Here is a 22762-nt window from a genome sequence, read left to right as displayed (position 1 = left end):
GAGCTGATCTTCCTCGGCCTGCTCCTCGCGGCGACGGTGACCATCACGTGGTTCGCCGGGTACGTCGTCTACAAGCTCTTCAAGGGCCAGCGCTGACGTCGCCGCGCGGGGCCCGTCCCCGCGCGGGCGCCGCGCGCCGCCCGACTCCGAGAGGTGGTCGCTGATGCCGTTCGAGTTCCCCGAAGGCCTCGCTCCCGAGGTGTACCCGCTCGCCTGGCTCGTCGGGAGCTGGCGCGGCGAGGGCGTCGTCAAGTACCCGGGCATCGAGGAGACGCCGTTCGTCCACGACGTCGTGTTCGACCACGACGGCGGCCCCTACCTGCGCTACGAGTCGACGCTGCGCGTCCTCGACGCCGCGGTCCCCGAGACGGTGCCCGCGGAGGGCGAGTGGCCCGAGCGTGACGAGGCCACCCTCGACGCCGCGGCCGCCGCGTCGCCCGTCTGGTCCACGGAGACCGGCTACTGGCGCGTGTCGACCGACCGGCCCGAGGGCCTCGAGGACGACCGCCACCCCCTCGAGGTCCTGGTCGCCGACCCGGCGGGCCGCGTGTCGGTGTACCTGGGCGCCGTCGGCAACGGCCGCGTGGACCTGGCGAGCGACCTCATCGCGCGCACGTCCACCGCGTCCGAGGTCACGGCCTCGAAGCGGCTCTACGGGTTCGTCGAGGGCCAGCTCCTGTGGGTGTGGGAATTGGCGGCCTTCGGTCAGCCGTTGCAGTCGTACGCGTCCGCGAAGCTGACCCGGCGCCCGTCGGCCTGACGCAGGCCACCGGGCGGCCCGAGGGCCCGCCCGGCCCGGACGCGTCGACGAAGGAGGACCACCCGTGACCACCGGTTACACCAGCCCGCTCCTGTCGCGCCACGGCGCCGTGCCCGCGACGGGCCCCGACGAGGGCGTCGCCTGGCACTACGGCGACCCCACCGGGGAGCAGCGCGCGCTGCGCACGGGCGGCGCCGTCGTCGACCAGTCGCACCTGGGCGTCGTCACGGTCACGGGCCCGGACCGGCTGAGCTGGCTGCACTCCATCACGTCCCAGGACCTCACGGACCTCGCGCCGCGCACCTCGACGGAGCTGCTCGTGCTCTCGCCGCAGGGCCACGTCGAGCACGCCGCGTCGGTCGTCGACGACGGCACCACGACCTGGCTCGTCACCGAGCGCTCGCACGCGGCCGACCTCGCCGCGTGGCTGGACCGCATGAAGTTCATGCTCCGCGTCGAGATCGCCGACGCCACGGACGAGTGGGCCGCGCTCGGCGAGCCGGTCGACGCCGAGGGCGCCGAGGACGAGCCCGTGACCTGGCGCGACCCGTGGCCGCGCGTCCTCGCGGGCGGCACGCGGTACGGCCCGCCCGAGGACGAGCACCCGGGACGCGAGCGCCCGTGGCGGCTCGTGCTCGTCCCGCGCGCGGAGCTGGCCGACGCCGTCGCGGCGCGCGAGGCCGCCGGGTGGCGCCTCGTGGGCACGTGGGCGAGCGAGGCCGCGCGCGTCGAGGCCTGGCGCCCGCGCCTCGCGACGGAGGTCGACCACCGGTCGATCCCGCACGAGACCGACTGGCTGCGCACCGCCGTCCACCTGCACAAGGGCTGCTACCGGGGGCAGGAGACCATCGCGCGCGTGCACAACCTCGGGCGTCCGCCGCGGCGCGTGGTCATGCTGCACCTCGACGGCTCGGGCCACCTGCTGCCCGCGCCGGGGGCCGAGGTCACGCTCGACGGCCGCGCCGTCGGGGCCGTCACGTCGGTCGCGCGCCACCACGAGCTCGGGCCGATCGCGCTCGCGGTCCTCAAGCGGAGCGCGCCGGTCGACGCCGAGCTCCTCGTCGACTGCGACGGCGGCGCGATCTCCGCGGCGCAGGAGGTCGTGGTGCCCGGCGAGGGCGTCTCCGTCGACCGTCCGGCCGCGCGCGGTCCCGTCGGGCGCGGCGTCACGCCGCGCGGCGAGGGCGCACCCACGAGCATGCTGTGACGTCGGGGCCGGCGCGCGGGCAGTCCCCGGGGGCGGTCGACGTCGCCCGGACGGCGTGGCGCCGGCTCCTCCTGCGGGCCCGGGTCCGGCAGGGCGCGTCGCGCGTGCGCGTGGCGCTGTGGCCGATCCTCCAGGCGTCGGCGGCTGCCGGCCTCGCGTTCGGCATCGCCCGGTACGGGCTCGGGCACACGGCCCCCTTCTTCGCGCCGGTCTCCGCGTGGATCTGCCTCGGCTTCAGCCAGGACCGTCAGCTCCGCCGCGTGCTCGAGCTCGCGGTGGGCGTCGCGATCGGCGTCGGCCTCGGGGACCTCGTGGTCCACGCGATCGGGTCGGGCTGGTGGCAGGTCGCCGTCGTCCTCGCGGTCTCGGCCCTCGCCGCACGCTTCATCGACCGGGGCGCGATGCTCACGACGCAGGCGGGCGTGCAGGCCATCGTCATCGTCGGGCTCCCGGCCGCGCAGGCGGGCGGCCCGCTCGGGCGGTGGACGGACGCGCTCGTGGGCGGCGCCGTCGCGCTCGCCGTCGCGGCCCTCACGCCGGGCGACCCCCGACGACGACCCCGCCTGCTCGGGTCCGAGGCGACGTCGGAGCTCGCGGGCGTGCTCGACGTGCTCGCGCGCGGTCTGCGAGCGCGCGACCCCGCGGACCTCGACGCGGCGCTGGTCAAGGGCCGGGCGTCCGAGGGCGCGCTCGAGGAGTGGCAGTCGTCCGCGACGTCCGCGCGCGAGCTCGCGCGCGTGAGCGCCGCCGGGCTGCGGCACCGGGACGAGCTGGGCGGGCTCGAGCGGCAGGCGGTGCTCGTCGACCGCGCGATGCGCAGCGTGCGCGTCCTGGCGCGGCGTGCACGGCCGGTCGCGAGCGGCCCGGACCACCACGAGCTCGACGCCGTGGCGGACCTCGTCGCCCGGTTCGGCGCCGGGGTCCACGTGCTCGCCGAGGCCGTCGGCGCGGGGCGCGACCCGGCGGTCGCGCGCGAGGTCCTCCTCGAGGTGGCCCGCAGCGCCGACCCCCACGCGCTCGGCGACGGCGACTGGCAGGTGCAGTCGCTCGTGATGCTCGTGCGGTCGCCGATCGTCGACGCCTTGGAGGCGGCGGGCGCGACGCCCGAGCAGGCGCGCGACGCGCTCCCCGAGCTCTGAGAGCGTTCGCACCCGGGACGACCGACCCCTGCACAGCGGTACCGCGGGCCGGTACGGTCGGGGCATGGAGGTCCCTGTCAGCGCGCTGCGCGCCGAGCTCAAGTCGTGGATCGAGCGGGCCAGGGACGGTGAGGAGGTCGTCATCACCGAGCGCGGCGTCCCCGTCGCCCGGCTGACCGGCGTCGCGACGGCGGACCTCGTCACCGAGCTCGTGCGCGACGGCGTCCTGGTGCCCCCGGCGGGGGAGCGCCCCGTGCACGCGGTGCCCGCGCCGGCGCTCGTCGCGGCGACGGACGGGGCACGTCCGGCGGGTCCCGACGGCCCGCGCCCGTCCGACGGCGCCCGGGCCGCCCGCGGCGGCGGGGTCGCGGCGCTCGTGCGCCGGATCCGGCGCTGAGGGGCCCGCGGTGGCCCTCGTCTACTTCGACGCGAGCGCGCTCGTGAAGCTGTGCGTCCCCGAGGCCGGCTCCGCGCTGGCGAGCCGCCTGTGGAACCGTGCGGACGTCGTCGTCACGAGCCGCCTCGCCGACGTCGAGGTCCGCGCCGCGCTCGCCGCGGGAGCCCGCGGCGGGGTCATCGACGGCCCGGGGCACGCCCGCGCGCAGGGCACGTGGGACACGCTGCGACCCGCGCTGCACGTGGTCGAGGTGTCCGGTGCCGTCACCGACCGCGCGTCGCGGCTCGTCGCCGCGGGGTCGCTGCGCAGCAACGACGCGGTGCACGTGGCGAGCGCGCTCGCCGTCGCGCACGACGACACGGTCGTGGCCGCGTGGGACCCGCACGTCGTGACCGCGGCGCGTGCCGCCGGGCTGCGCGTGGTGCCGTGGCCGCTCGCCAGACCGTAGGCTCGTGCCCGTGGGAATCTTCGGGTCGCTGCAGTGGATCGTCTACCTCCTCCTGTCGCTGGTCGTGTTCGGGACGCAGCTCTTCGCGCTCGTCGACGCGATCCGGCGGCCCGCGAGCGCGTTCACGGCCGAGGGCAAGCTGAGCAAGCCGATCTGGCTCGCGATCCTCGGCGTCGCCGCGGCGCTCGGCTTCCTCTCCATCCCGCTCGGCGGCGGGATCAACCTCGGCTTCATCGGGATCATCGCGGTCGTCGCGGCGATCGTGTACCTCGTCGACGTGCGTCCCCGCCTCCAGCCGTACGGGAACGGGCGCGGCAACGGGTCGTCCGGCCGGCCCGGCGGCTGGTGAGCGCCGCGGTGACCGACGACGTCCGCACCGGGGTCGCGCGCGCCGCCGTCCCGCTGGCCGAGGTCGTGCGCGGCGACCTCGTGGAGTCCGTCCACACGGGGCACCTCGTGCTGCTGGAGCCCGACGGCGGCACGCTCCTCGAGCGCGGCGACGCCGGCACGGTCGTCTGGCCGCGCTCGAGCGTCAAGCCGTTCCAGGCCGTCGCGATGCTGCGGCACGGCCTGCGCCTGCCGCCGCGCCTCCTGGCCCTCGCCGCCGCGAGCCACAACGGCGAGCCCGAGCACCTCGCGGGGGTGCGCGAGATCCTCGCGGGCGTCGGGCTCGACGAGTCCGCGCTGCGCAACACCCCGGACCTCCCGCTGCACCCGCCGGCCGCGCTCGCGTGGCAGGAGGCGGGGAACGGCCCGTCGTCGATCACCCAGAACTGCTCCGGCAAGCACGCGGCGATGCTCGCGACGTGCGTCGTCGCGGGCTGGGACCCGCGCACGTACCTGGAGCACGACCATCCGCTGCAGGTCGCGGTGCGCGAGACCGTCGCGGAGGCGACGGGCGTCGCCGTCGAGCACGTGACGGTCGACGGCTGCGGCGCGCCGCTCTTCTCGACGACCGTGCGCGGGCTCGCCCGCGCGTTCGGGCGCCTCGCCGCGGCCCCGCAGCACGACCCGGGTTCGGCCGAGGCCGAGGTCGCGCGCGCCATGGCGGCGTTCCCCGAGATGGTGGGCGGCACGGGACGCGACGCGACCCTCGCGATGCGCGCCGTCCCGGGCCTGGTCGCCAAGGACGGGGCCGACGGGGTGTACGGGGCCGGGCTGCCCGACGGCCGTGCCCTCGCCCTCAAGGTGCTCGACGGCGCGTCCCGGCCCCGCCCGGCGGTGCTCGCCGCGGCGCTGCGCCGTCTCGGCGCGCTCGACGTCGAGGGAACGGACGGGTCGGCGCTCGACGCGCTCGGCGACGTGCCCGTGCTCGGTGCCGGGCAGCCGGTGGGCACCGTGCGCGCCGTGCTCGACGAGCCCGGGACGGACGCGGCGCACGATGCCTCGCAGGGCCTCTCGTCCGCCGCCGCGCGGCGCGACGACGGGGGACGGCCGTGAGGGCCGTCGTGCAGCGCGTGACGCGCGCGAGCGTGAGCGTCGTGGCCGAGGACGGGACGGCGGAGGTCGTCGGCGCGATCGACCGACCGGGCCTGCTCGCGCTCGTCGGTGTCACGCACGACGACGGCGACGCGCAGGTGGAGACGATCGCGCGCAAGATCGCCGAGCTGCGGATCCTCGCGGGGGAGCGGTCCGTGCTCGACGAGGGCGCGCCCGTGCTCGTCGTCTCCCAGTTCACGCTCTACGCGGACACGCGCAAGGGCCGGCGGCCGTCGTGGAACGGCGCGGCGCCCGGTCCCGTCGCGGAGCCGCTCGTCGACGCGGTCGTCGAGGCGCTGCGCGCCCGCGGGGTCGAGGTGGCGACCGGGCGGTTCGGCGCGCACATGGCGGTCGACCTCGTCAACGACGGCCCGGTCACGCTGATCCTCGAGGCCTGACGCGGCGTCGTACGGGCTGTCCCGTACGGGGCCTGCGTACGGAGGACCGCGTACCCCGCGCGGCGCGCGTGACGCGAAGAGTGTGGGAAGCACGTAGTCCCGCGGGCCCCGCCCACGGCTACGGTCGCTCACGTCAGCCGGTCGCTCAGGCCCCGCAGGAGGCCGCACCGCCGCGCGTCCGCGCGGGTCGGCGACCGACCTCGTCGACGAGAGGTCCTCTCGATGCACCGTCCTCGCCCGTCCGCCCCGCGCCGCGCCCGCGCCACGCGCGCGGCCGCCGGCCTCACCGCCCTCGCGCTCGCCGCGAGCGGGGCCGTCGCCGCCGCGACGACCGCCGCCGCCGCGCCGACCGCCCACCTGACCGCCACGACGGCGGCCACCATCCCGACGCCCGACTCCCCGAACGGCGACGCCGCCCTCAACGGGTACCGCAACGTCGGCTACTTCATGTCCTGGGCCCCGGAGAACTACGGCTACACCGTGCGCGACTTCGCCGAGTCGGGCCAGGCCGAGCAGATCACCCACGTGAACTACGCGTTCGGCAACATCCACCCGACCGACCTCACGTGCTTCCTCGCGGACGCCCCGGGCACGCCCGAGCCGGGCGGCAACGACGGCGCCGGCGACGCGCAGGCCGACTTCGTGCGAGCCGTCTCCGCCGAGGACTCGGTGGACGGCGTCGCGGACGAGCCGGGCCAGGCGCTCGCGGGGAACTTCAACCAGCTCCGCAAGCTCAAGGAGGAGCACCCCGACACCAAGGTCCTCATGTCGCTCGGCGGCTGGACCTGGTCCAAGTTCTTCTCGAAGGCCGCGGCGACGCCCGAGAGCCGCGAGAAGTTCGTCGCGTCGTGCATCGACCTCTACATCGACGGCAACCTGCCCGTGATCGACGGCCGCGGCGGCCCCGGCGCGGCCGCGGGCCTGTTCGACGGCATCGACGTCGACTGGGAGTGGCCCGGGGCCCCCGACTGGTCGCAGCACCCCGAGAACCACGTCGACCCGGTCAACGACAAGGCGAACTTCACCGCCCTGCTCGCCGAGTTCCGCAAGCAGCTCGACGAGCGCGGCGCCGCGCAGGGCAAGGACTACCTGCTCTCCGCCTACATCCCGGTGAGCCCCACCGTGGTGAACGCCGGCTGGGACGCCCCTGCGATCTTCGACTACCTCGACTACGGCAACATGCAGGGCTACGACCTGCACGGCGGCTGGTCGCCGAACCTCGCCGGGCACCAGGCGAACCTGCACGACACCTCGCAGCCCGGCACGATCTCGCTCGAGGACGGCATCGACCTCTACCTGTCGCGCGGCGTCGACCCCGCCCAGCTCACGCTCGGCATCCCGGCGTTCGGCCGTGGCTGGTCCGGCGTCGAGGCCGGCGACTCGGACGGCGCCTGGCAGCCCGCCGCGGGCGTCGCCCCCGGCACCTACGAGGCCGGGAACAAGCAGTACTTCGAGCTGCGCGACCACGGGACCGAGTACTTCGACGAGGTCAGCGGGGCCTCGTGGCGCTACGACGGCGACCAGTGGTGGAGCGTCGACACGCCGCGCGCCGTCGCGTACAAGGCGTCGTGGATCACGGAGAAGGGCCTCGGCGGCTCGATGTTCTGGGACCTCGCGGGCGACTACGAGGACGAGCTCGTCGGCACGGCGGCCGACGTCTACCGCGCGGCCCCGGCCGGTCCGGTCGACCCGACCGCGCCCGGCTCGTGCTTCCCGGGCTGGGACCGCAGCACCTCGTACGTCGGGGGGCGCGTCGTCTCGCACGAGGGCGTGAACTACCGCGCCGCGTGGTGGGTCCGCACGAACGTCCCGGGCACGGAGAAGTGGTACCCGGCCTGGCGCGTCGTCGGCACCTGCGCCTGACGACCTGACGGTGCGGTGCGCGGCCTCGGCCGCGCACCGCACCGTCCGTCGCTCAGCGCAGCCAGCCGCGGCGCTTGATGTACGCGAGCGGGATGACGGCGGCGACGAGCGTCACCAGGACCGTGAGCGTGAACCCGTACGGCCGGTCGAGCTCGGGCATGTGCGTGAAGTTCATGCCGTAGAACGACGCGATGAGCGTCGGGGGCAGGAACACCGCGGTGATGATGGTGAAGACCTTGACGATCTGCGCCTGCTTGACGTCGAGCGACGTCATGATCGCCTGCTGCAGGTAGCGCACCTTGTCGTGCTCGAACCCGGCGTGCTGCTTCACGCCGTCGACGTCCGCGACGAGCGTCTCGACGAGCCCCGCGAGCACGGGGTCCGAGTCCGCGATCTCGCTGCGCAGGTGCCGCGCGGCGCGCGCGAGCGAGAGCTGGGACTCCTGGGCGCGCGACACGATCTCCTCGGCGCGGTTCATGCGCGTGATCGTGTCCTGCATGTCGCTCACCCCGATCTCCCGGCCGCGCGAGTCGACGCCGCGCGTGGCCTCGTCGATCTCGTCGGACATGTCCTCGAGCAGGTCGCTCGCGTAGGACACGACGCGGTCGGCCGCCTCGTTGAGCGCGTAGAGCAGCGCGTACGCGACGCCGTACGACGAGCGGATGAGCCACGGCGTGCGGCGCATGCGGGCGATCGCCTTGTCGAAGACGGCGTAGTGCCGCTGCGGCTGGGCCGTCACGACGACGTCGGCGGACAGGGCGAGCACGATGCGCTCGTCCACCACCCGGTCGCCGTCGCGCCGGGTCGCCGTCACCGGCAGGTAGACGTGCGCGTCCGTCTCCCAGACGCGCCCTCCGGCGGCCGCGAAGTCGACGCCGTGCTCGGCCGCGCGGGCCGCGGAGCCGGGGTCGCCGACCGCGACCTGCACCCAGCGCGAGCGCAGGACGCGCGGGTCGAACCGGGGCGAGCCGTCGCCGTGCGCGCGGGCGTGCAGGTCGAGCCCGCCGCGCGCCGGGGCGGGCAGGCGGGTCTCCGTCCCGGGGGCGAGGCCCGGGGTCTCGGGCAGCATCGTCGTCATCACGCACCGCCGGCCGTGAAGTGCGCGGTGAGGAGCGCGGCGCAGATGAACAGGTAGAGCCCCACGGTGAAGGAGATCGACTGCCGTTCGAGGTTCGGCCGGCGCGTGCGGCGCCGCTCCTCGCGCGGGGCGCGCAGGGGCGTCCGGGCGGGGCGGGTCCGCACCGGGGCGGCGGGGGTGGTGGTCGGCGTGGTCGCAGGGGAGCGCTGCGTCATGGTGGTCGTCCTTTCCGGCGGGCGGACGGCACGGGCGCGGCCACGGGCGGGCGGCGCGGGTGCGTCGGCGGGGGAGGTCCGGCGGCGCGCGCGAGGCGCGCGCGGAGCGCACTGGCGACCTCCCCGCGCGGGACGGACGACGGCCGGGGACGCAGGGACCTGCGTCGGCCGGGCTCAGGCGTCGGGTCGCGAGCCACGGGGGGTGAGCGCGCAGTGCACGGATCTATGACTGCTGCCGTCAGGCATGGGGCTCACCTCGCTCTCGTGGCGGCGGCGCCGCGGGCGCCGCACCCGGGTCGGGGCGCACGAGGGTCGTGGCCGCGACGGGGATCGAGGCCAGGCTAGTCCTCCGGGCAGCGGGCAGCAACCGTCGAGGTGCGGGCGTCGGCCCAGGTGGCGGCCGTGTGACGAGCGGGAAACGATGAGGTGATCCCTTGTTTACGGAGGGTTGTTAACATTTCATCCGGTCGACGGGCGACGAAGCCCCCGGACGGAGGGTCCCGACATGTCAGAACAGCAGGACTACATGGTTCCCGAGCCGGTCCGTCGCGCGGACTCGCGGTTCGCGCGACGGCTCGAGCGGCTCTCGTCCCGCGCGCAGGAGGTCGACCGCGCGCTCGCCGCCGTGAGCGAGGGCAAGGGCGGTCTCGTGTGGACCGCCGAGCACGGCATGGGCGCGAGCGCGACGCTCGAGCTCGTGTGCGAGGCCGTCGCGACGCACGAGTTCGCGCAGCCGACCGTCACGCTCCGCTGTCGCCCGCCCGCGGGCGTCCCCGCTCCCGGGTCGGCCGTCGTCTCCGTCGTGTCGCAGGTGTCGCAGCTCGCGGGCGGCGTGGTCCCCGAGCGGCTCACGCGGGTCCTCGAGCCGGTCGACCCGGGCTTCGGCCACCTCCCCGAGGTGGCGGCGGTCGCGCTCGCCGAGCTCCTCGTCGCGACGTTCGACGGCGCGACCGTCGTCCTCGTCGCCGACGACCTGCACCTCCAGGACGAGCTGAGCCGGTCGGTCCTCGCGAGCCTCGTGGCGCAGCGGCACGCGCCCGTCGTCCTGCTGGGGACGGCGCCCGCGGGCGCGCTCGACCCGTCCGCGGGGCCGTTCGAGCTGCGCGCCGTCCCGCCGCTCGCGCCGGCCGACGCGCTCCACCTCCTGCTCGTCGAGCGGCGGCTCGCCGTCGCCCCGCACGTCGCGGCGCGGCTCGCGCACCTCCTCGGCGGCAACGCCGCGGCCATCACGCAGACGGCGGCGCTCCTCGCCCCCGAGCAGCTCTCGGGCGGGTCGATCCTGCCCGACCCGCTGCCCGCCGTCCCCGCCGTCCGGTCGCTCTTCGCCGACCGGCTCGCCGCGCTCAGCGAGGCGGAGCGCCAGGCGCTGCTCGTCGCGGCGGTCGCCGTCGTCGACCGTACCGAGCTCGTGCTGTCCGCGACGGGGCTCGCGATGGAGCAGGTCCTCGACGGCCCGCTCGCGGAGCACCTCGTCCTCGCGGGGGGCCGCTTCGCGTTCGTCGACCCGCGCATGCGCTCGCTCGTCCACGCCGACGCCCGCCTCGCCGAGCGCACGGCGGCGCACGTCGCGCTCGCCGAGGCGCACCGGCGGGCGGGGGAGGAGGACGTCGCGGTGTGGCACTCGGCGCTCGCGACCCTCGTGGGCGACCCGGCGCTCGTCCCGGGCCTGCTGCGCATCGCGCGCCGCCACCTCGACCGCGGCGACGTCGTCTGGGCGCACGAGGTCGCGCGCGAGGCGGCGAGCCAGGCGGGCGCCGAGCACCGCGCCGAGGCGTTCGCGATCGCCGGGGTCGCGGCCCTGCGCTCGGGCCACGTGCAGGACGCCGCCGACTGGCTGCGCAAGGCCTCGCGGAGCGGGGACGACGCGCTGCGCGCGTGCACGCTCGGCCCGCTCGTCGCGGCGCTCACGCTCGCCGAGGGCCAGGTGCCCGACGACGTCCTGTCGCCCTACCTGCGCGGGGGCCGGCCGGACGGCCTCCCCCCGGACGCCGTCGCCGGGGTCGTGACGGGCGTGCTCACGGCGGCGCGGCTGCACGCCGAGCGGGGCGACGGCGTGAGCACCTCCCAGCTCCTCGACACCGCGACGTTCCTCGCGTCGTGGTGCGAGGACGACGCGACCCCGGCGCGTCTCGCCCTCGCCCGATCCTGGGCCGCGGTGTTCGGGGTGGGGGAGCGCGGCGTCGTGCCCGACGTCGACCTGGGCCCGGACCACGAGGCCGCGCTCCAGGTGAGCCGGGCGCTCGGGCTCGCCGCCGACGACCGGCTGGACGACGCCGCGCAGACGCTCGCGAGCGTCGTCGCCTCCCTGGCCCCGGTGCGCGACGGCGGCCGGTGGTTCGACGGCCCGGACGCCGCCCTCACGCCGCTCGCCGAGGCGCACGTCCGGCTCGCGCAGGCGCTCGTGCACCTGTGGCGCGGCACCCTCACGCGCGCCGCGGACGAGCTCGCGGAGGCCGCGTTCCGCCTGCCGCTCGGCCTGCCGTTCGCGGGGATGGGCGTGGCCGCCGCGCGCCGCCTCGACATGATGACCCGGGGCGTCGTCGGGCCCGTCGCGACGGCGCTCGAGGAGACGTGCGCGAGCCCGACGTCGCGGCCCGTGCGCCTCGGCCTGCTCGTGGACCGCGCCATGGGCGCCGCGTTCGCCCACCACGTGACCCAGGCCGCGACGCTGCTCGAGCTCGCCGCGGAGCGCGAGCGTCCCGACAGCGCACGCATGCTGCCGCTGCCCGGGCTGGACGACGTCGAGGCCTGGGTCGTCGCCGGGCGGCACGACGCGGCGCAGCGCGCGCTCGCGCGGCGCCGGGTCGACGCCAAGGAGCTCCCGCCGTCGCTGCGGTCGGCGACGCTCGTGCGCGCCGACGTCTCGCTCGCCGCGCCCGAGGACCTCACCGCGCCGCTCGAGCGGGCCACGCGCGTGAACCGCACGACCGCGTCGCCCTACGAGCACGCGCGGACCGACCTGTGCGCCGCGCGCGCCCTCGTGCGCGCGGGCGAGCTGCAGCGCGCCCACGGCCTGTTCCTGTCCGCGATCGAGCTGTTCGACGACGCGGGCGCGGACGCCTGGACGACGATCGCGCTCGACGAGCACGCCGAGGTGGTCCGCCTCCTCGGGGGCCCGGTGCCCGAGGACCTGACCGCGGTCGTGCCGGGGGTGCCCGGCGTCCTCGGCGGCGGGGCCGTCGTCCCGGGCGGCACGTGGCCCGCGGCCCCGCGGGCCGGGAGCATGCACGCCGCCCTCGGGGTCGCGCGCGCCGGCGTCGAGGCGCAGGCCGCGCTGCGGCCCGCCCCGCCGGACGCGTGCCGGCTCGCGGTGCGCGAGAGCGACGTGACGGACGAGGCGCTCGCGGAGCTGCGGGGACGGTGGGCGGACGAGCTCACGGAGCGCGAGCTCGACGTGGCGCTCCTCGTCGTCCAGGGGGCCTCGAACCGGGAGGCGGCGGACCAGCTCTACCTGTCGGTCCGCACGGTGGAGGTCCACCTCGGGCGCGTGTTCCGCAAGCTCGGGGTGCGCTCGCGCGTCGAGCTCACGGTCCTGGCGCACCGCGTGGGCCGCTGAGCTCGGGGCACTTCGGGGGCACTTGTCACGCCTTGACCCGTTTTGTCCCACGGGTCTTCCCCTACGCCGACCGCGCGGAGGAGCTGGGAACACTGCGGGAAGCGCGGATCACGCGCGGGGTCCGGCGTGGCTACGTTCGGGGTGACCTGAGGGCAGGGCGGCCCGGAGCACGGAGCCGCCGCAGCTCCCCGCACGAGCACGAGGCAGGACCCATGGACGTGTCCCTCTCCACCCGACCACCGCGCCCGGCCCGGCGGCGCGGCGCGCGCCTCGCGGCGCTCGCGACGGCGGCCGCCCTCGTCGGCGGCCTCCTCGCGGGCGTCGCGCCGGCGCAGGCGGCGCCGACCGCCACGGCGGCGGTCGGCAACCCCGGCGACAGCGACGTCAACGGCTACCGCAACGTCGGCTACTTCACCCAGTGGGGCGTGTACGGCCGCGCCTTCCCGCTCAAGAAGGTGCAGGACTCCGGCGCGGCCGCGGACCTCACCCACATCAACTACTCGTTCGGCAACATCCACCACCAGAACCTCACGTGCTTCATCGCGAACAAGGCGCAGGGCACCGGGCCCAACGGCTCCGACGGCGCGGGCGACGCGTGGGCCGACTTCGGCATGGGCTACACGGCCGCGAACTCCGTCGGCGGCGTCGCCGACGCGTGGGACCAGCCGCTCGCGGGCTCGTTCAACCAGCTCAAGCAGCTCAAGGCGAAGAACCCGCAGCTGCGCGCCCTCATCTCGATCGGCGGCTGGACCTGGTCGAAGAACTTCTCCCGCGCGGCGGCGACGCAGGCGTCCCGCGAGAAGCTCGTGTCGTCGTGCATCGACCTCTACATCAAGGGCAACCTGCCCGTGATCGACGGCCGCGGCGGGCCGGGTGCGGCCGCCGGCGTGTTCGACGGCATCGACATCGACTGGGAGTGGCCGGGCTCGAACAACGGTGAGGTCGGCAACTCGGTCGACCCCGTGAACGACCGCGAGAACTTCCGGCTCCTGCTCGCCGAGTTCCGCAAGCAGCTCGACGCATACGGCGCGCAGACCGGCAAGCACTACCTGCTCTCGGCGTTCCTGCCCGCCAACCCGGCCGACATCGCGGCCGGCGGCTGGAACGACCCGCGCATCTTCCAGTCCCTCGACTACGGCAACGTGCAGGGCTACGACCTCCACGGCGCCTGGGACCCGGCGCTGGCCGGCCACCAGGGCAACCTCTACGACGACCCGGCCGACCCGCGGGCCGCGAGCCGCCAGTTCAGCGCGGACAAGGCCGTCCAGGAGTACCTGCGCGCCGGCGTCGCCCCGAGCCAGCTCGGCCTCGGCCTCGCCATGTACGGCCGCGGCTGGAAGGGCGTCACGTCGTCGCAGCCGTGGTCGGCCGCGAACGGGGCGGCCCCCGGCACGTGGGAGGCGGGCAACGAGGACTACGACAAGCTCCGCACGCGGGGCCAGGACTACTACGACCCGACGACCGTCTCCGCCTGGCGGTACGACGGCGACCAGTGGTGGAGCTACGACAACGCCCGGTCGGTGGCGGCCAAGGCCGAGTACATCGACCGGTTGAACCTGGGAGGCGCCATGTGGTGGGACCTGTCCGGCAACCACGACGGCACGCTGCTCGGCGGCTTCACGGACAAGGTCCGCACGCTGCCGGCCGGTCCCGTCGACGGCACGAGCGGCCCGACGAACCCGCCGACGAACCCGCCCACCAACCCGCCGACGAACCCCCCGACCACCCCGCCGACGGACCCGACGGCCTGCGTGGCCGCGTGGTCGGCCGCGACGGTCTACACGGGCGGGGCGACGGCGTCGTTCGAGGGCAAGAACTACCGCGCGAAGTGGTGGACCCAGGGCGACCGGCCGAGCGCGGGTGGCCCCTGGGAGGCGACGGGCGCGTGCGGCGGGACCACCCCGACGACCCCGCCGACGACGCCGCCCACGAACCCCCCGACCACGCCGCCCACGACGCCGGGCACGTGCACCGCGCCGGCGTGGTCCGCGACGGTGGCCTACACCGGGGGTGCGACGGTCTCCTACCAGGGCCAGTCGTACCGCGCGAAGTGGTGGACGCAGAACAACGTCCCGGGTGCGGAGCAGTACGGCCCGTGGCAGGCCCTCGGCGCGTGCTGACGCCCTGCCGCCCCTCCTGACGGGGGACCACCGGGGCGGCCCGCGGGTACGGGGAATCCCGTACCCGCGGGCCGCCATCGTGTGGTTCTCCCGCATCTCGACCAGCCCTCGCGCTCGTTAGCGTGAAGGGGCCGACGAGGACCTCCGCAGCCCTCCCCAGTGGGTTGCGGGGCTCCTCCGACCGTGAAAGGCGGTCAGCGTGCCCGTGCGTCACCGAACGACCCGACCCCGCACCTCCCGTCCCCTCCCGCCCTCCGTGGCCTCCGCCCTGCCCGTGGCCCTGACGGCCGTGCTCGGCGCCGCGCTCCTCGCGGGCTGCACGAGCGGCTCCGACGACGCCGGGGCGGCCGTCGACGGCGGGTCGGGTCCCGCCCAGGCCGAGGACCACGGCTCGCACGGCGACCACGCCGACGCGGGCAAGGTGCCCGTCGGCCCCCTCCAGCTCCCCGGCGCCGACTACTGGTCGGTGCTCCAGCCGGCCGACGGCGTCACGCAGGTCCGGGCGGGCGGGTGCCCCGAGGACGCCGCGTGCCCGAGCTTCGAGGTGCTGACCGGTGCGGCGCTCGACGGCGTCGACCCCGCGACGGCGCTCCTGCCCGACGGCGCCACGTGCCCCGGGACGGACGCGCTCGCGGCCCGCGCGGTCGGCGACCCCGCCGAGTCGGACGTCGAGGTCGCCGGCACGCCCGCGACGCTCGCGCGCTGGACGCTCTCGTGCGTCGACGAGGCCGGGGCCGAGGTGCGGACCGTCGAGCAGCTCCAGTGGTACGTGCCCGACGCCCCCGGCGGTGCGGTGCTCGTCGTCGACCGCTGGGCGTTCGAAGGGCTCGAGTCGCGCCTCGCCGCGGGAGGCTGGGCGTCCGCCTGACCGACCCCGGCCCGCACCGACGACGGCCTCGCACCCGGGAGGGTGCGAGGCCGTCGTCGTGCGCCCGGCCGTGCCGGCGGCCGGGTCAGCCCTTGCGCGTGCGGCGCGTCAGCAGCACGACCGCGGCGCCCACGGCGGCGAGCCCCGCGGCGACGGCGGCGTACAGGCCCACGGTCGCGCCCGTCGTCGCGAGCGACGAGGACGACGAGCCGGTCGCGACGGTGTGCGAGACCTCGGACGCCGTCGTGGTCGGCGTGGGGTTCCCCTGTCCCGGCGGGTTCGTCGCGCAGCTCGGGGACGACGGCGGGTAGTCCACGCTGACGACCGTCTCGGGGTTGACCTGGAAGAGCACCTGGACGCTGGGGCGCACCCAGTCGAACTCGTCGCCCTCGACCCACTGCCCGTCCACGAGGCTCCAGCCGGGCCAGTCGGCGCCGCGGCCGTCCGCCCCGACGACGGCGCCGGGCCACAGCACGCGGCCCTGCAGGGGGAGGCCCGACTGGACGACGTCCGCGCCCCCCGGGTTGAGCCACGTGATCGTTGCGGTGTCGTTGTCCGTGCCGGTGACGGCGATGGCGTACTCGAGGTACGGGACGTCCCCGTCGCAGACGGGGGACAGGGTGGTGAGCTCGATCGTCGGCTCCGGCACGTACGTGTCGTCCTCGGCGGCTCCCGCGACCGGTGCGGTGAGCAGCACCGCCGTCGCGGCTGTAGCGGTGACGGCCAGCGCGCGGCTCCCGGCGCGGCGTCCTCCCGACGTCTTCATGGTGATTCCTGTCCGTGGGCGGGAAAGGCTGTTCGTGGAGAGGGAGCCGTGCCCCGAGGTCCCTGATACGTGCAGGTGCCACACGCGCGCGAGGTGTTTCCGTCCTGCCAGGCTAGCGAGGCGGGCGCCCGAGTTGGACGCTTGTCCAGGGTGAAAAAGGGGCGGTGCGCCGGATCGTGACCGCGCCGTGACGCGACCCGCCGCGGCTCAGCCGCAGGGCGCGACGTCCACCGTGCGCAGGCCCGGCTGGGTGGTCGTGGGCGTGCTCCACACGTCGAGCGAGGTCGCGGCGGCGGTCCCCGCGTCCCGCGGCGTCGTCGTCGTGAACGACAGGGTCGTCGACTGGCCGGGCGCGAGGTCGACCATCGCGGAGAGCGCGCCGCGGCCCGCGACGTCACCGGGCTGCGCCGGGAGCGGGGCGTCGTCGCGGCGCAGGCCCGAGACCTGCCCGTCGCGCGGCGGGTAGAGCACGACGAACGTGCGCGTGACGCCCGGCTCGACGCCCGCCGTGCCGCCGCCGGTGACGTACCAGGGCAGGCTCGTCGCGGCGTCGGCCGGGGCGGACGACGCGAGGTCGACCTCGAACGTGTCCACGCGGCCCGCGGCCGTGCACGTGCTGCCCGCGAGGCGCACGTCGCTGCCGAGGTAGACGCCCATCTTGCCGCCGGTGCCGTCGTTGAGGAACACGCCGACGGAGCCGGCAGCCTGGTCGGCGGTGTCGATGTCGCCCGCCACGACCGTGCCCGCGAGACGCACCTGCTCCGCCTCGCGCGCCGACCACAGCAGCACGCGGTGCTCGTCCGCGCCGCGCACGAGCGCGTCCCGCGCGACGGCCGGGTCGGCCCCGCCCGCGAGGAACTCCTCCAGGACCTGGGCCGCGACCGCCGCGAAGAACGTGTCCGTCTGCTCGCCGGGCTCGAGCTCGGCGTACGCGTCGGAGAGGAGGGTCTGCACGACGTTGCCCGCGTCGAGGTCGACCGCGCCGCCGTCGACCGGGACGGTCACCGGGCCCGTGGCCTCGAGCAGGTAGGAGAGCGCGACGGGGTCGGTCGCGACCACGCCGTCGACCTGCTCGCCCTGCGCGCGCTCCCACATCGTCGACGCGAGCGCGGCGGTCGTGGGGAAGTCCGGCGTCAGCGGGGTGTCCTGGAGGTAGCGGCCCACCCGGTCCGTGAAGAGCTCCTCGACCCCGGGGTCGAGGGGCAGCACCGGCTCGTCGAAGGACGGGAAGCCGACCGTCGAGGCCTGCCGCTCCAGCGTCACCCTGCCCTGGTCCGCCGAGATCACCGCGAGCGCGCCGGGGATCCCGCCGCCGGCGCGCAGCTCGGCGTTGTTCAGCGCGAGGACGAGGTAGCGGCGGGGGCCGTCGGCGCCGAGCATCGCGGGCGCGAGCGCCGTGAGCCGGTCGGCGGTGCGGACCACCGGGCGCAGGTCGTCGGTGCGCGCGACGAGCGCAGCGTACGGGTCGGCGACCTCCGCGTGCAGCGCGTCGCGGTCGACGGTGGCGAGGCGCGCGTCGATCGCGTCGAACGCGTCGGCGGCGCGCGCCACGGTCGGCGCCGCGGCGACGAGCGGTGCGAGGTCGACGCCGTCGCCCGTGAGCGCGAGCCCGTCGCCCTCGACGCTGCCGAGGGTCTGCGTGAGGGACGGCAGCACGACGGCGGCGAGGTCGTCGGCCGTCGCGGCGGCCACGGAGAAGGCCCGCACGTCCTGCCCGTAGACCGGCAGGTGCGCGGCCAGGGACCACAGGGGTCCGTCGGTGTGCGCCCGTGCGGACGCGGTGAGGGGCTGGACCCGATCGAGCGCGGCGTCGGCGGCCGCGACGTCGCCGTTCCGGAGCGCCTCCTCGGCGGCGGGGACCTCGTCCAGCGCGCGCGTCAGGGCGTCGCGCGCGGCGAGCGCGTCCCGGGCGAGGAGCCCGGCGCACACGACGAGCGCGACCGCGAGCAGGATGAGACCCCAGCCCAGCCAGGCCGCCCGGCTCCGCCGACGGCGGGGGTGGCGCGGCGGGGCGTCCCGCTCCGTCGTCGTCATGCCTCTCAGCGTAGGGGCCGGGGATGGCAGGATCGGGGCCGTCGCGGGTGAGGTTCGGGTGAACCGCGGGGCGTGCAAGGAACGCGCGCCCCGGGACACAGAGCGGTTGACAGCCCGCCCCGCCGACGAGGAGCCGCCGTGACGACCGACGAGGGCAGTGACGAGACCACCGAGGCCGCCGTCCACGACGAGGCCTGGTTCGCCGCGCTCTTCGCCGCGCACGCGACACCGCTGTACCGCTACTTCCGCCGGCGCCTGCCGAGCGCCGTCGGGGGCGTCGCGCCGGACGCCGACGACCTGACGGCCGAGGTCCTCGCGACCGCGTGGCGGCGTCGCGACGACGTGCCCGACGGCGCCGAGCTGCCGTGGCTGTACCGCACGGCGGGGTTCCTCCTCGCCAACCACCGCCGCAAGGCGCGGGCCCTGCCCGTGGCCGAGGTGCCCGAGCGCCCGGACGACGGGGCCGACGTCGAGCACGTCGTCGTGCAGGACGACGAGGTGCGCCGCGCGCTCGGCGCGCTGTCCGACCGCGACCGGCGCATCCTCCTCCTGCACGCGTGGGAAGGGCTCGGCGGGGCGGACCTGGCCGCCGTCCTCGGCACGTCGCGCGGGGGCGCGGACGCGGCGCTGTCCCGGGCCCGCGCTCGTCTGCGGACGGCGTGGGCGGAGCAGGCGGCGCTCGCGCAAGAGACCGGCGCCTGAGCACACATCACGGGTAGACCCGACCGGCCGCACCTGCGCGGTACGGCCCCTGCGGTACCTGGAGGGCGACATGACCACCCGAACCCCCGAGCAGCCCGACGACGCGGACCTGGAGCGCCTGCGCGCCGCCGACCCGGCCGCGGACGCGACCCCGGACGCCACGGCCCTGGAGGCCGCGGTGCGCGACCGCGTCCCCGAGGCGTTCGCCCGCCCCGCGGCGACCGGCCCGGGCGCCGCTCCCGCGGAGCTCCCGGCCGCGGCCGGCCTCGCCGGGGCGGACGGCCCGACGGCCGCGCTCGTCGACGAGCTCGCAGAGCGCCGCGCGCGCCGGCTGCGCCGTCGGGCTCCGCTCCAGGTGGCGGCGGCCGTGGTGGGCGCGCTCGTCATCGGGACGGGCGGCTACGCGCTCGGCGCCGGCGAGTGGGGGACCACGGCGGGCGACTCCGCCGCGGAGAGCACGGCGCTCGCCCCGATCCGCCTCGGCAGCGCGGACGCGCCCGCGTCGGCGGACGCGCTCGCGGGGGCTACGGCCACCGAGGAGAGCTCCACCAGCTCCCGCGCGACCACGGACATGGCCTACCCCGGCGGCTGGGGCGGGCGCACCGTCTTCCACGCCGAGGGGCTGTCGTCGGACGGCGCGCGCGCGGACGCGTGGGCCTACGACGCGGCGGGCGTGTTCTCGCAGGAGACGGCGCGCCGCGTCGCCGACGTCCTCGGGGTCACGGGCGAGGTGCGCGAGGAGTACGGGTCGTACGCGGTCGGCCCGGCCGACTGGACGGGACCGACGGTCTCGCTCCAGCCGGACGGCCTCGCGAGCGTGAGCTTCAACGACCCGGCCAAGGACCCGTGGGGCTGCGTCGTCGTGACGCCGATGCCCGCCGAGGAGGGCGACGGGGCCGGTCCGTCGGCCGAGCCGGGCACGTGCGAGGAGGCCGACCACGGCGCCCCGCCGAGCGGCGCCGAGGCCGGCGACCGGCTGCGCGAGGTGCTGAGGTCCCTCGGCCTCGATCCCGACGGCTACGAGATCGTCGCGGAGGAGCAGCCCGTGGACCAGGGCGCCCCGCGCGCGACGACGGTGACGGCGGCCGAGGTGGTCGACGGGCAGAGCACCGGGACGCAGTGGAGCGCGACGTACTCGGGTGCGGGGCTCGCGTCGCTCTACGGGAGCCTCGCGCCGCGCGTCGCGATCGGCGCGTACGACGTCGTCAGCCCGGCCGAGGCGGTCGAGCGGCTCGGCGACCCGCGGTTCGGCGGGGGCGGGATGATCGCGTGGGCCCGCGAGGACGTGCTGGCCGTCCCGGAGGCCGCGCCGGAGCCCGAGGTCCCGACGGTCCCGCCCACCGTGGGGGAGGGGGCTCGGTTCGCCTGGCCCGTCACGGACGTGACGATCACGGACGCGCGCCTGGGGCTGGCGGTGCAGTACCAGCCGGACGGCGCGGCGGTCCTGCTGCCCGCCTACGAGCTGTCCGACGCGGACGGGAACGTCTGGTCGGTCGTGGCGGTGGTGGACGACCAGCTCGACTTCACGCCCTCGGTCGGGTGACCGAGCACGACCCGGCGGTCGGTATCGTGATACCGACCGCCAGGTCGGCTTCGCCTGCGCGCTTTTGCACGTTGCAAGCATCCGAGGTCGCGAAAGTGGCCACGCTTTTGATTGACCACCGACAAAAGTGTGGTTAGGGTCGCAGCAGACCGAGCGCCACCGGGTCGGAGAGCGAGCAGAGCGACCCTCTCCCGGGGCGTGCGGTCCGACGGTGGCAGGGAGGCCATCGTCGTCGTGATCGGCGGCGCCGCGGCGTCCGCCGTCGGAACGGGAGCAACGATGCACCACTTCGCCCCTGACGGATCGTCGGACCGCCCCGCCCCGGACGCACGCACCGGGTTGTGGCTCGTCGGCGCCCGCGGCTCGGTCGCCACCACCGCCGCCCTCGGCCTCGCGGTGATCGCCGACGGGCGCGCGGAGCCGACCGGGTGCGTCACCGCGGGCGAGCCCTTCGCCTCCGCCCCGCTGCCCGCGTTCGGCGACCTCGTCGTGGGCGGCCACGACATCTCCGACGTGTCGATGGTCAAGCGCGCCGAGCTGCTCGTCGAGGCCGGCATGATCGCGCCGCGCCTGCTCACCGCCGCGCACGCCGCGCTCGAGCGGGCCGACGCCGAGGTGCGCCCCGGCTACTCGGCCCACCCCGCGGAGGGCGCCGCGCGCGAGTCGCAGCAGGCCGCCGCGGAGCGCCTCGCCGCGGACATCGTGGACTTCCGCGAGCGCCACGGCCTCGCGCGCGTCGTCGTCGTCGACCTCGTGTCGACCGAGCCGCTGCCCGAGCCCGCGCCCGAGCTCGCCGACCGCGACCTGCTGCGCGCGGCGCTCGCGGACCCGGAGCGCGCGGTGCTGCCGCCGAGCTCGGTCACCGCGTACGCCGCGCTGCTCGCGGGCGCCCCGTTCGCCGAGTTCACGCCGTCGGCGAGCATGCACCTGCCGGTGCTGCTCGAGCTCGCCGAGGAGCGCGGCGTGCCCGTCGCGGGCCAGGACGGCAAGACCGGCCAGACGTGGCTGCGCACGATCCTCGCCCCGGCGTTCGGGGCCCGCGGGCTGCGCGTCCTGTCGTGGGCGGGGGCCAACCTGCTCGGCGGCGGGGACGGTGCCACGCTCGCCGACCCGCAGGCGGTGCAGAGCAAGCTCGTGTCCAAGTCGCGCGGGCTCCAGGACCTCACGGGCAGCGACGTCACGCCGCTGCACATCGACAACGTGCCCGACCTCGGGGACATCAAGGTCGCGTGGGACCACGTGCACGTCGAGGGCTTCCTCGGCTCGCGGCTCACGCTGCAGACCACGTGGTCGGCGTACGACTCGATGCTCGCCGCGCCGCTCGTGCTCGACCTGGCGCGCCTGCTCGCGCTCGCGGACGCGGCCGGGTACGCAGGCCCCGTCCCCGAGCTCGGGTTCTTCTTCAAGGACCCCTGGGGCAGCGGCGTGCACGACTTCGCCGCGCAGACCGTCGCGCTGTCCGACTGGGTCCGCGAGGCGACCGCCCGGGTGGGCGGCGACGCGACCGCCGCGGCCGACCGGTCGTGACGGGCTCCCTCCACGACCACCTGGACCTCGTCCGCGCCCCCGCGGTCCTCTCGGTGGTCGGTGACACGCTCGCGGGCGCGGCGGCGGCCGGGCACGCGCTCACGCCGCGCCGCGCGCTCCTGCCCCTCGCCTCGGCGTGCCTGTACGCGGGCGGCATGGCGCTCAACGACTACGCGGACCGGCACCTCGACGCGGTCGAGCGGCCCGAGCGGCCGATCCCGTCGGGCCGCGTGACGGAGCGGCGCGCCCTCCAGGTCGCCGTCGGCCTCACGGCCGCGGGCGTCGGTCTCGCCGCCGCGGGCGGGGGATCGCGCGCGCTCGCCGTCGCCGTCCCGCTCGCCGCGAGCGTGTGGACGTACGACACGGTCGCCAAGGAGCGCGCGGCCGGTCCGCTCGTCATGGCCGCGTGCCGCGGCCTCGACGTCCTGCTCGGGGCCGGCGTCGGGCACCTGCGCGCCGCCCTGCCGGCCGCGGCCGGGATGGCCGTGCACACCGCGGGCGTCACGTACCTGTCGCGCGGCGAGGTGCACGGCACGACGTCGTCCCTCGCCGCGGGCGTGGCCGCCGCCACCGCGGTGGGCGGGGCGGTCGTCGGCGCCGGCGCGGTGCGCCGCGCGCGGGCGGCCGACGGCGGCGCGAGCGGCCGGGCAGATCGGAAGAGC

At 76.5% G+C, this 22762-nt stretch carries 20 protein-coding genes; 16 read left to right on the top strand and 4 right to left on the bottom strand.

What is annotated here, in order from left to right; genetic code table 11:
- Positions 1-163: 163 nt before the first annotated feature.
- From ACI769_RS15230 to ACI769_RS15190, 9 genes are all read left to right on the top strand, one after another.
- Positions 164-760 (top strand): FABP family protein, encoded by a 597-nt coding sequence (locus ACI769_RS15230; RefSeq protein WP_043654723.1) that lies wholly within the window; start codon positions 164-166, stop codon positions 758-760.
- A gap of 64 nt (positions 761-824) precedes the next feature.
- The gene (locus tag ACI769_RS15225) at positions 825-1967 is read left to right on the top strand and encodes a folate-binding protein YgfZ (protein ID WP_076404532.1); all 1143 of its coding nucleotides are present in this window, start codon (positions 825-827) and stop codon (positions 1965-1967) included.
- Positions 1964-3106: an FUSC family protein gene (locus tag ACI769_RS15220; protein ID WP_168945272.1), complete on the top strand. Its 1143-nt coding sequence runs from the start codon at positions 1964-1966 to the stop codon at positions 3104-3106. Before ACI769_RS15225 ends, ACI769_RS15220 begins: the two co-directional genes overlap by 4 nt.
- A gap of 64 nt (positions 3107-3170) precedes the next feature.
- Complete coding sequence (locus ACI769_RS15215; RefSeq protein WP_061267982.1) at positions 3171-3503, top strand: type II toxin-antitoxin system prevent-host-death family antitoxin; 333 nt, start codon at positions 3171-3173, stop codon at positions 3501-3503.
- A gap of 10 nt (positions 3504-3513) precedes the next feature.
- On the top strand, positions 3514-3951 hold the full coding sequence (locus tag ACI769_RS15210; RefSeq protein ID WP_409141883.1) for a type II toxin-antitoxin system VapC family toxin: 438 nt from the start codon (positions 3514-3516) through the stop codon (positions 3949-3951).
- 10 nt (positions 3952-3961) lie between these two features.
- On the top strand, positions 3962-4300 hold the full coding sequence (locus ACI769_RS15205; protein ID WP_308200541.1) for a DUF2516 family protein: 339 nt from the start codon (positions 3962-3964) through the stop codon (positions 4298-4300).
- 8 nt (positions 4301-4308) lie between these two features.
- A complete protein-coding gene (locus ACI769_RS15200; protein WP_085388650.1) occupies positions 4309-5391 on the top strand; it encodes an asparaginase in 1083 nt (360 codons plus the stop codon).
- Positions 5388-5828: a D-aminoacyl-tRNA deacylase gene (gene dtd, locus ACI769_RS15195; RefSeq protein WP_409141882.1), complete on the top strand. Its 441-nt coding sequence runs from the start codon at positions 5388-5390 to the stop codon at positions 5826-5828. Before ACI769_RS15200 ends, dtd begins: the two co-directional genes overlap by 4 nt.
- Before the next feature lie 222 nt (positions 5829-6050).
- Entirely contained in the window at positions 6051-7691 is a 1641-nt protein-coding gene (locus tag ACI769_RS15190; RefSeq protein WP_409141881.1) for a glycosyl hydrolase family 18 protein, read from the top strand.
- Between the two features lie 52 nt (positions 7692-7743).
- On the opposite strand, the gene ACI769_RS15185 is transcribed toward ACI769_RS15190, so the two are convergent.
- Both ACI769_RS15185 and ACI769_RS15180 read right to left on the bottom strand, forming a co-directional pair.
- Positions 7744-8769 (bottom strand): CorA family divalent cation transporter, encoded by a 1026-nt coding sequence (locus ACI769_RS15185; RefSeq protein WP_409141880.1) that lies wholly within the window; start codon positions 8767-8769, stop codon positions 7744-7746.
- Positions 8769-8984, bottom strand: coding sequence for a hypothetical protein (locus tag ACI769_RS15180; protein ID WP_085387325.1), 216 nt, complete (start codon positions 8982-8984; stop codon positions 8769-8771). The genes ACI769_RS15185 and ACI769_RS15180 overlap by 1 nt, the downstream gene beginning before the upstream one ends.
- A gap of 505 nt (positions 8985-9489) precedes the next feature.
- Between ACI769_RS15180 and ACI769_RS15175 the strand changes: the two genes are divergently transcribed.
- The 3 genes from ACI769_RS15175 to ACI769_RS15165 all read left to right on the top strand — a co-directional run bounded on the left by ACI769_RS15175 (position 9490) and on the right by ACI769_RS15165 (position 15528).
- On the top strand, positions 9490-12540 hold the full coding sequence (locus ACI769_RS15175; protein ID WP_409141879.1) for a LuxR C-terminal-related transcriptional regulator: 3051 nt from the start codon (positions 9490-9492) through the stop codon (positions 12538-12540).
- Between the two features lie 212 nt (positions 12541-12752).
- A complete protein-coding gene (locus ACI769_RS15170) occupies positions 12753-14660 on the top strand; it encodes a glycosyl hydrolase family 18 protein (RefSeq protein ID WP_171468360.1) in 1908 nt (635 codons plus the stop codon).
- A 256-nt stretch (positions 14661-14916) separates the two neighbouring features.
- On the top strand, positions 14917-15528 hold the full coding sequence (locus ACI769_RS15165; RefSeq protein ID WP_043658999.1) for a hypothetical protein: 612 nt from the start codon (positions 14917-14919) through the stop codon (positions 15526-15528).
- A gap of 85 nt (positions 15529-15613) precedes the next feature.
- Here the strand turns inward: ACI769_RS15165 and ACI769_RS15160 are convergent, their stop codons facing one another.
- Together ACI769_RS15160 and ACI769_RS15155 are read right to left on the bottom strand one after the other, a co-directional pair.
- Complete coding sequence (locus ACI769_RS15160; RefSeq protein WP_409141878.1) at positions 15614-16294, bottom strand: peptidase; 681 nt, start codon at positions 16292-16294, stop codon at positions 15614-15616.
- Between the two features lie 207 nt (positions 16295-16501).
- Complete coding sequence (locus ACI769_RS15155) at positions 16502-18328, bottom strand: DUF4012 domain-containing protein (RefSeq protein WP_409141877.1); 1827 nt, start codon at positions 18326-18328, stop codon at positions 16502-16504.
- A 138-nt stretch (positions 18329-18466) separates the two neighbouring features.
- Here ACI769_RS15155 and ACI769_RS15150 point away from each other — a divergent pair, with 138 nt between their 5' ends.
- From ACI769_RS15150 to ACI769_RS15135, 4 genes are all read left to right on the top strand, one after another.
- Positions 18467-19030: an RNA polymerase sigma factor gene (locus tag ACI769_RS15150; protein WP_114554081.1), complete on the top strand. Its 564-nt coding sequence runs from the start codon at positions 18467-18469 to the stop codon at positions 19028-19030.
- A 70-nt stretch (positions 19031-19100) separates the two neighbouring features.
- Entirely contained in the window at positions 19101-20573 is a 1473-nt protein-coding gene (locus ACI769_RS15145) for a hypothetical protein (RefSeq protein ID WP_409141876.1), read from the top strand.
- 279 nt (positions 20574-20852) lie between these two features.
- Complete coding sequence (locus tag ACI769_RS15140) at positions 20853-22100, top strand: inositol-3-phosphate synthase (protein ID WP_137280712.1); 1248 nt, start codon at positions 20853-20855, stop codon at positions 22098-22100.
- Positions 22097-22762, top strand: a 666-nt coding sequence (locus ACI769_RS15135) for an SCO3242 family prenyltransferase (protein ID WP_409141875.1), incomplete at its 3' end; no start/stop codon positions are given. The genes ACI769_RS15140 and ACI769_RS15135, both read left to right, overlap by 4 nt.

This window comes from Cellulosimicrobium sp. RS (genome assembly GCF_046159675.1).
GTDB lineage: Bacteria > Actinomycetota > Actinomycetes > Actinomycetales > Cellulomonadaceae > Cellulosimicrobium > Cellulosimicrobium funkei.
Note: the sequence above shows the minus strand (reverse complement) of the source record. Positions and strands in the feature narration are given on the sequence as shown.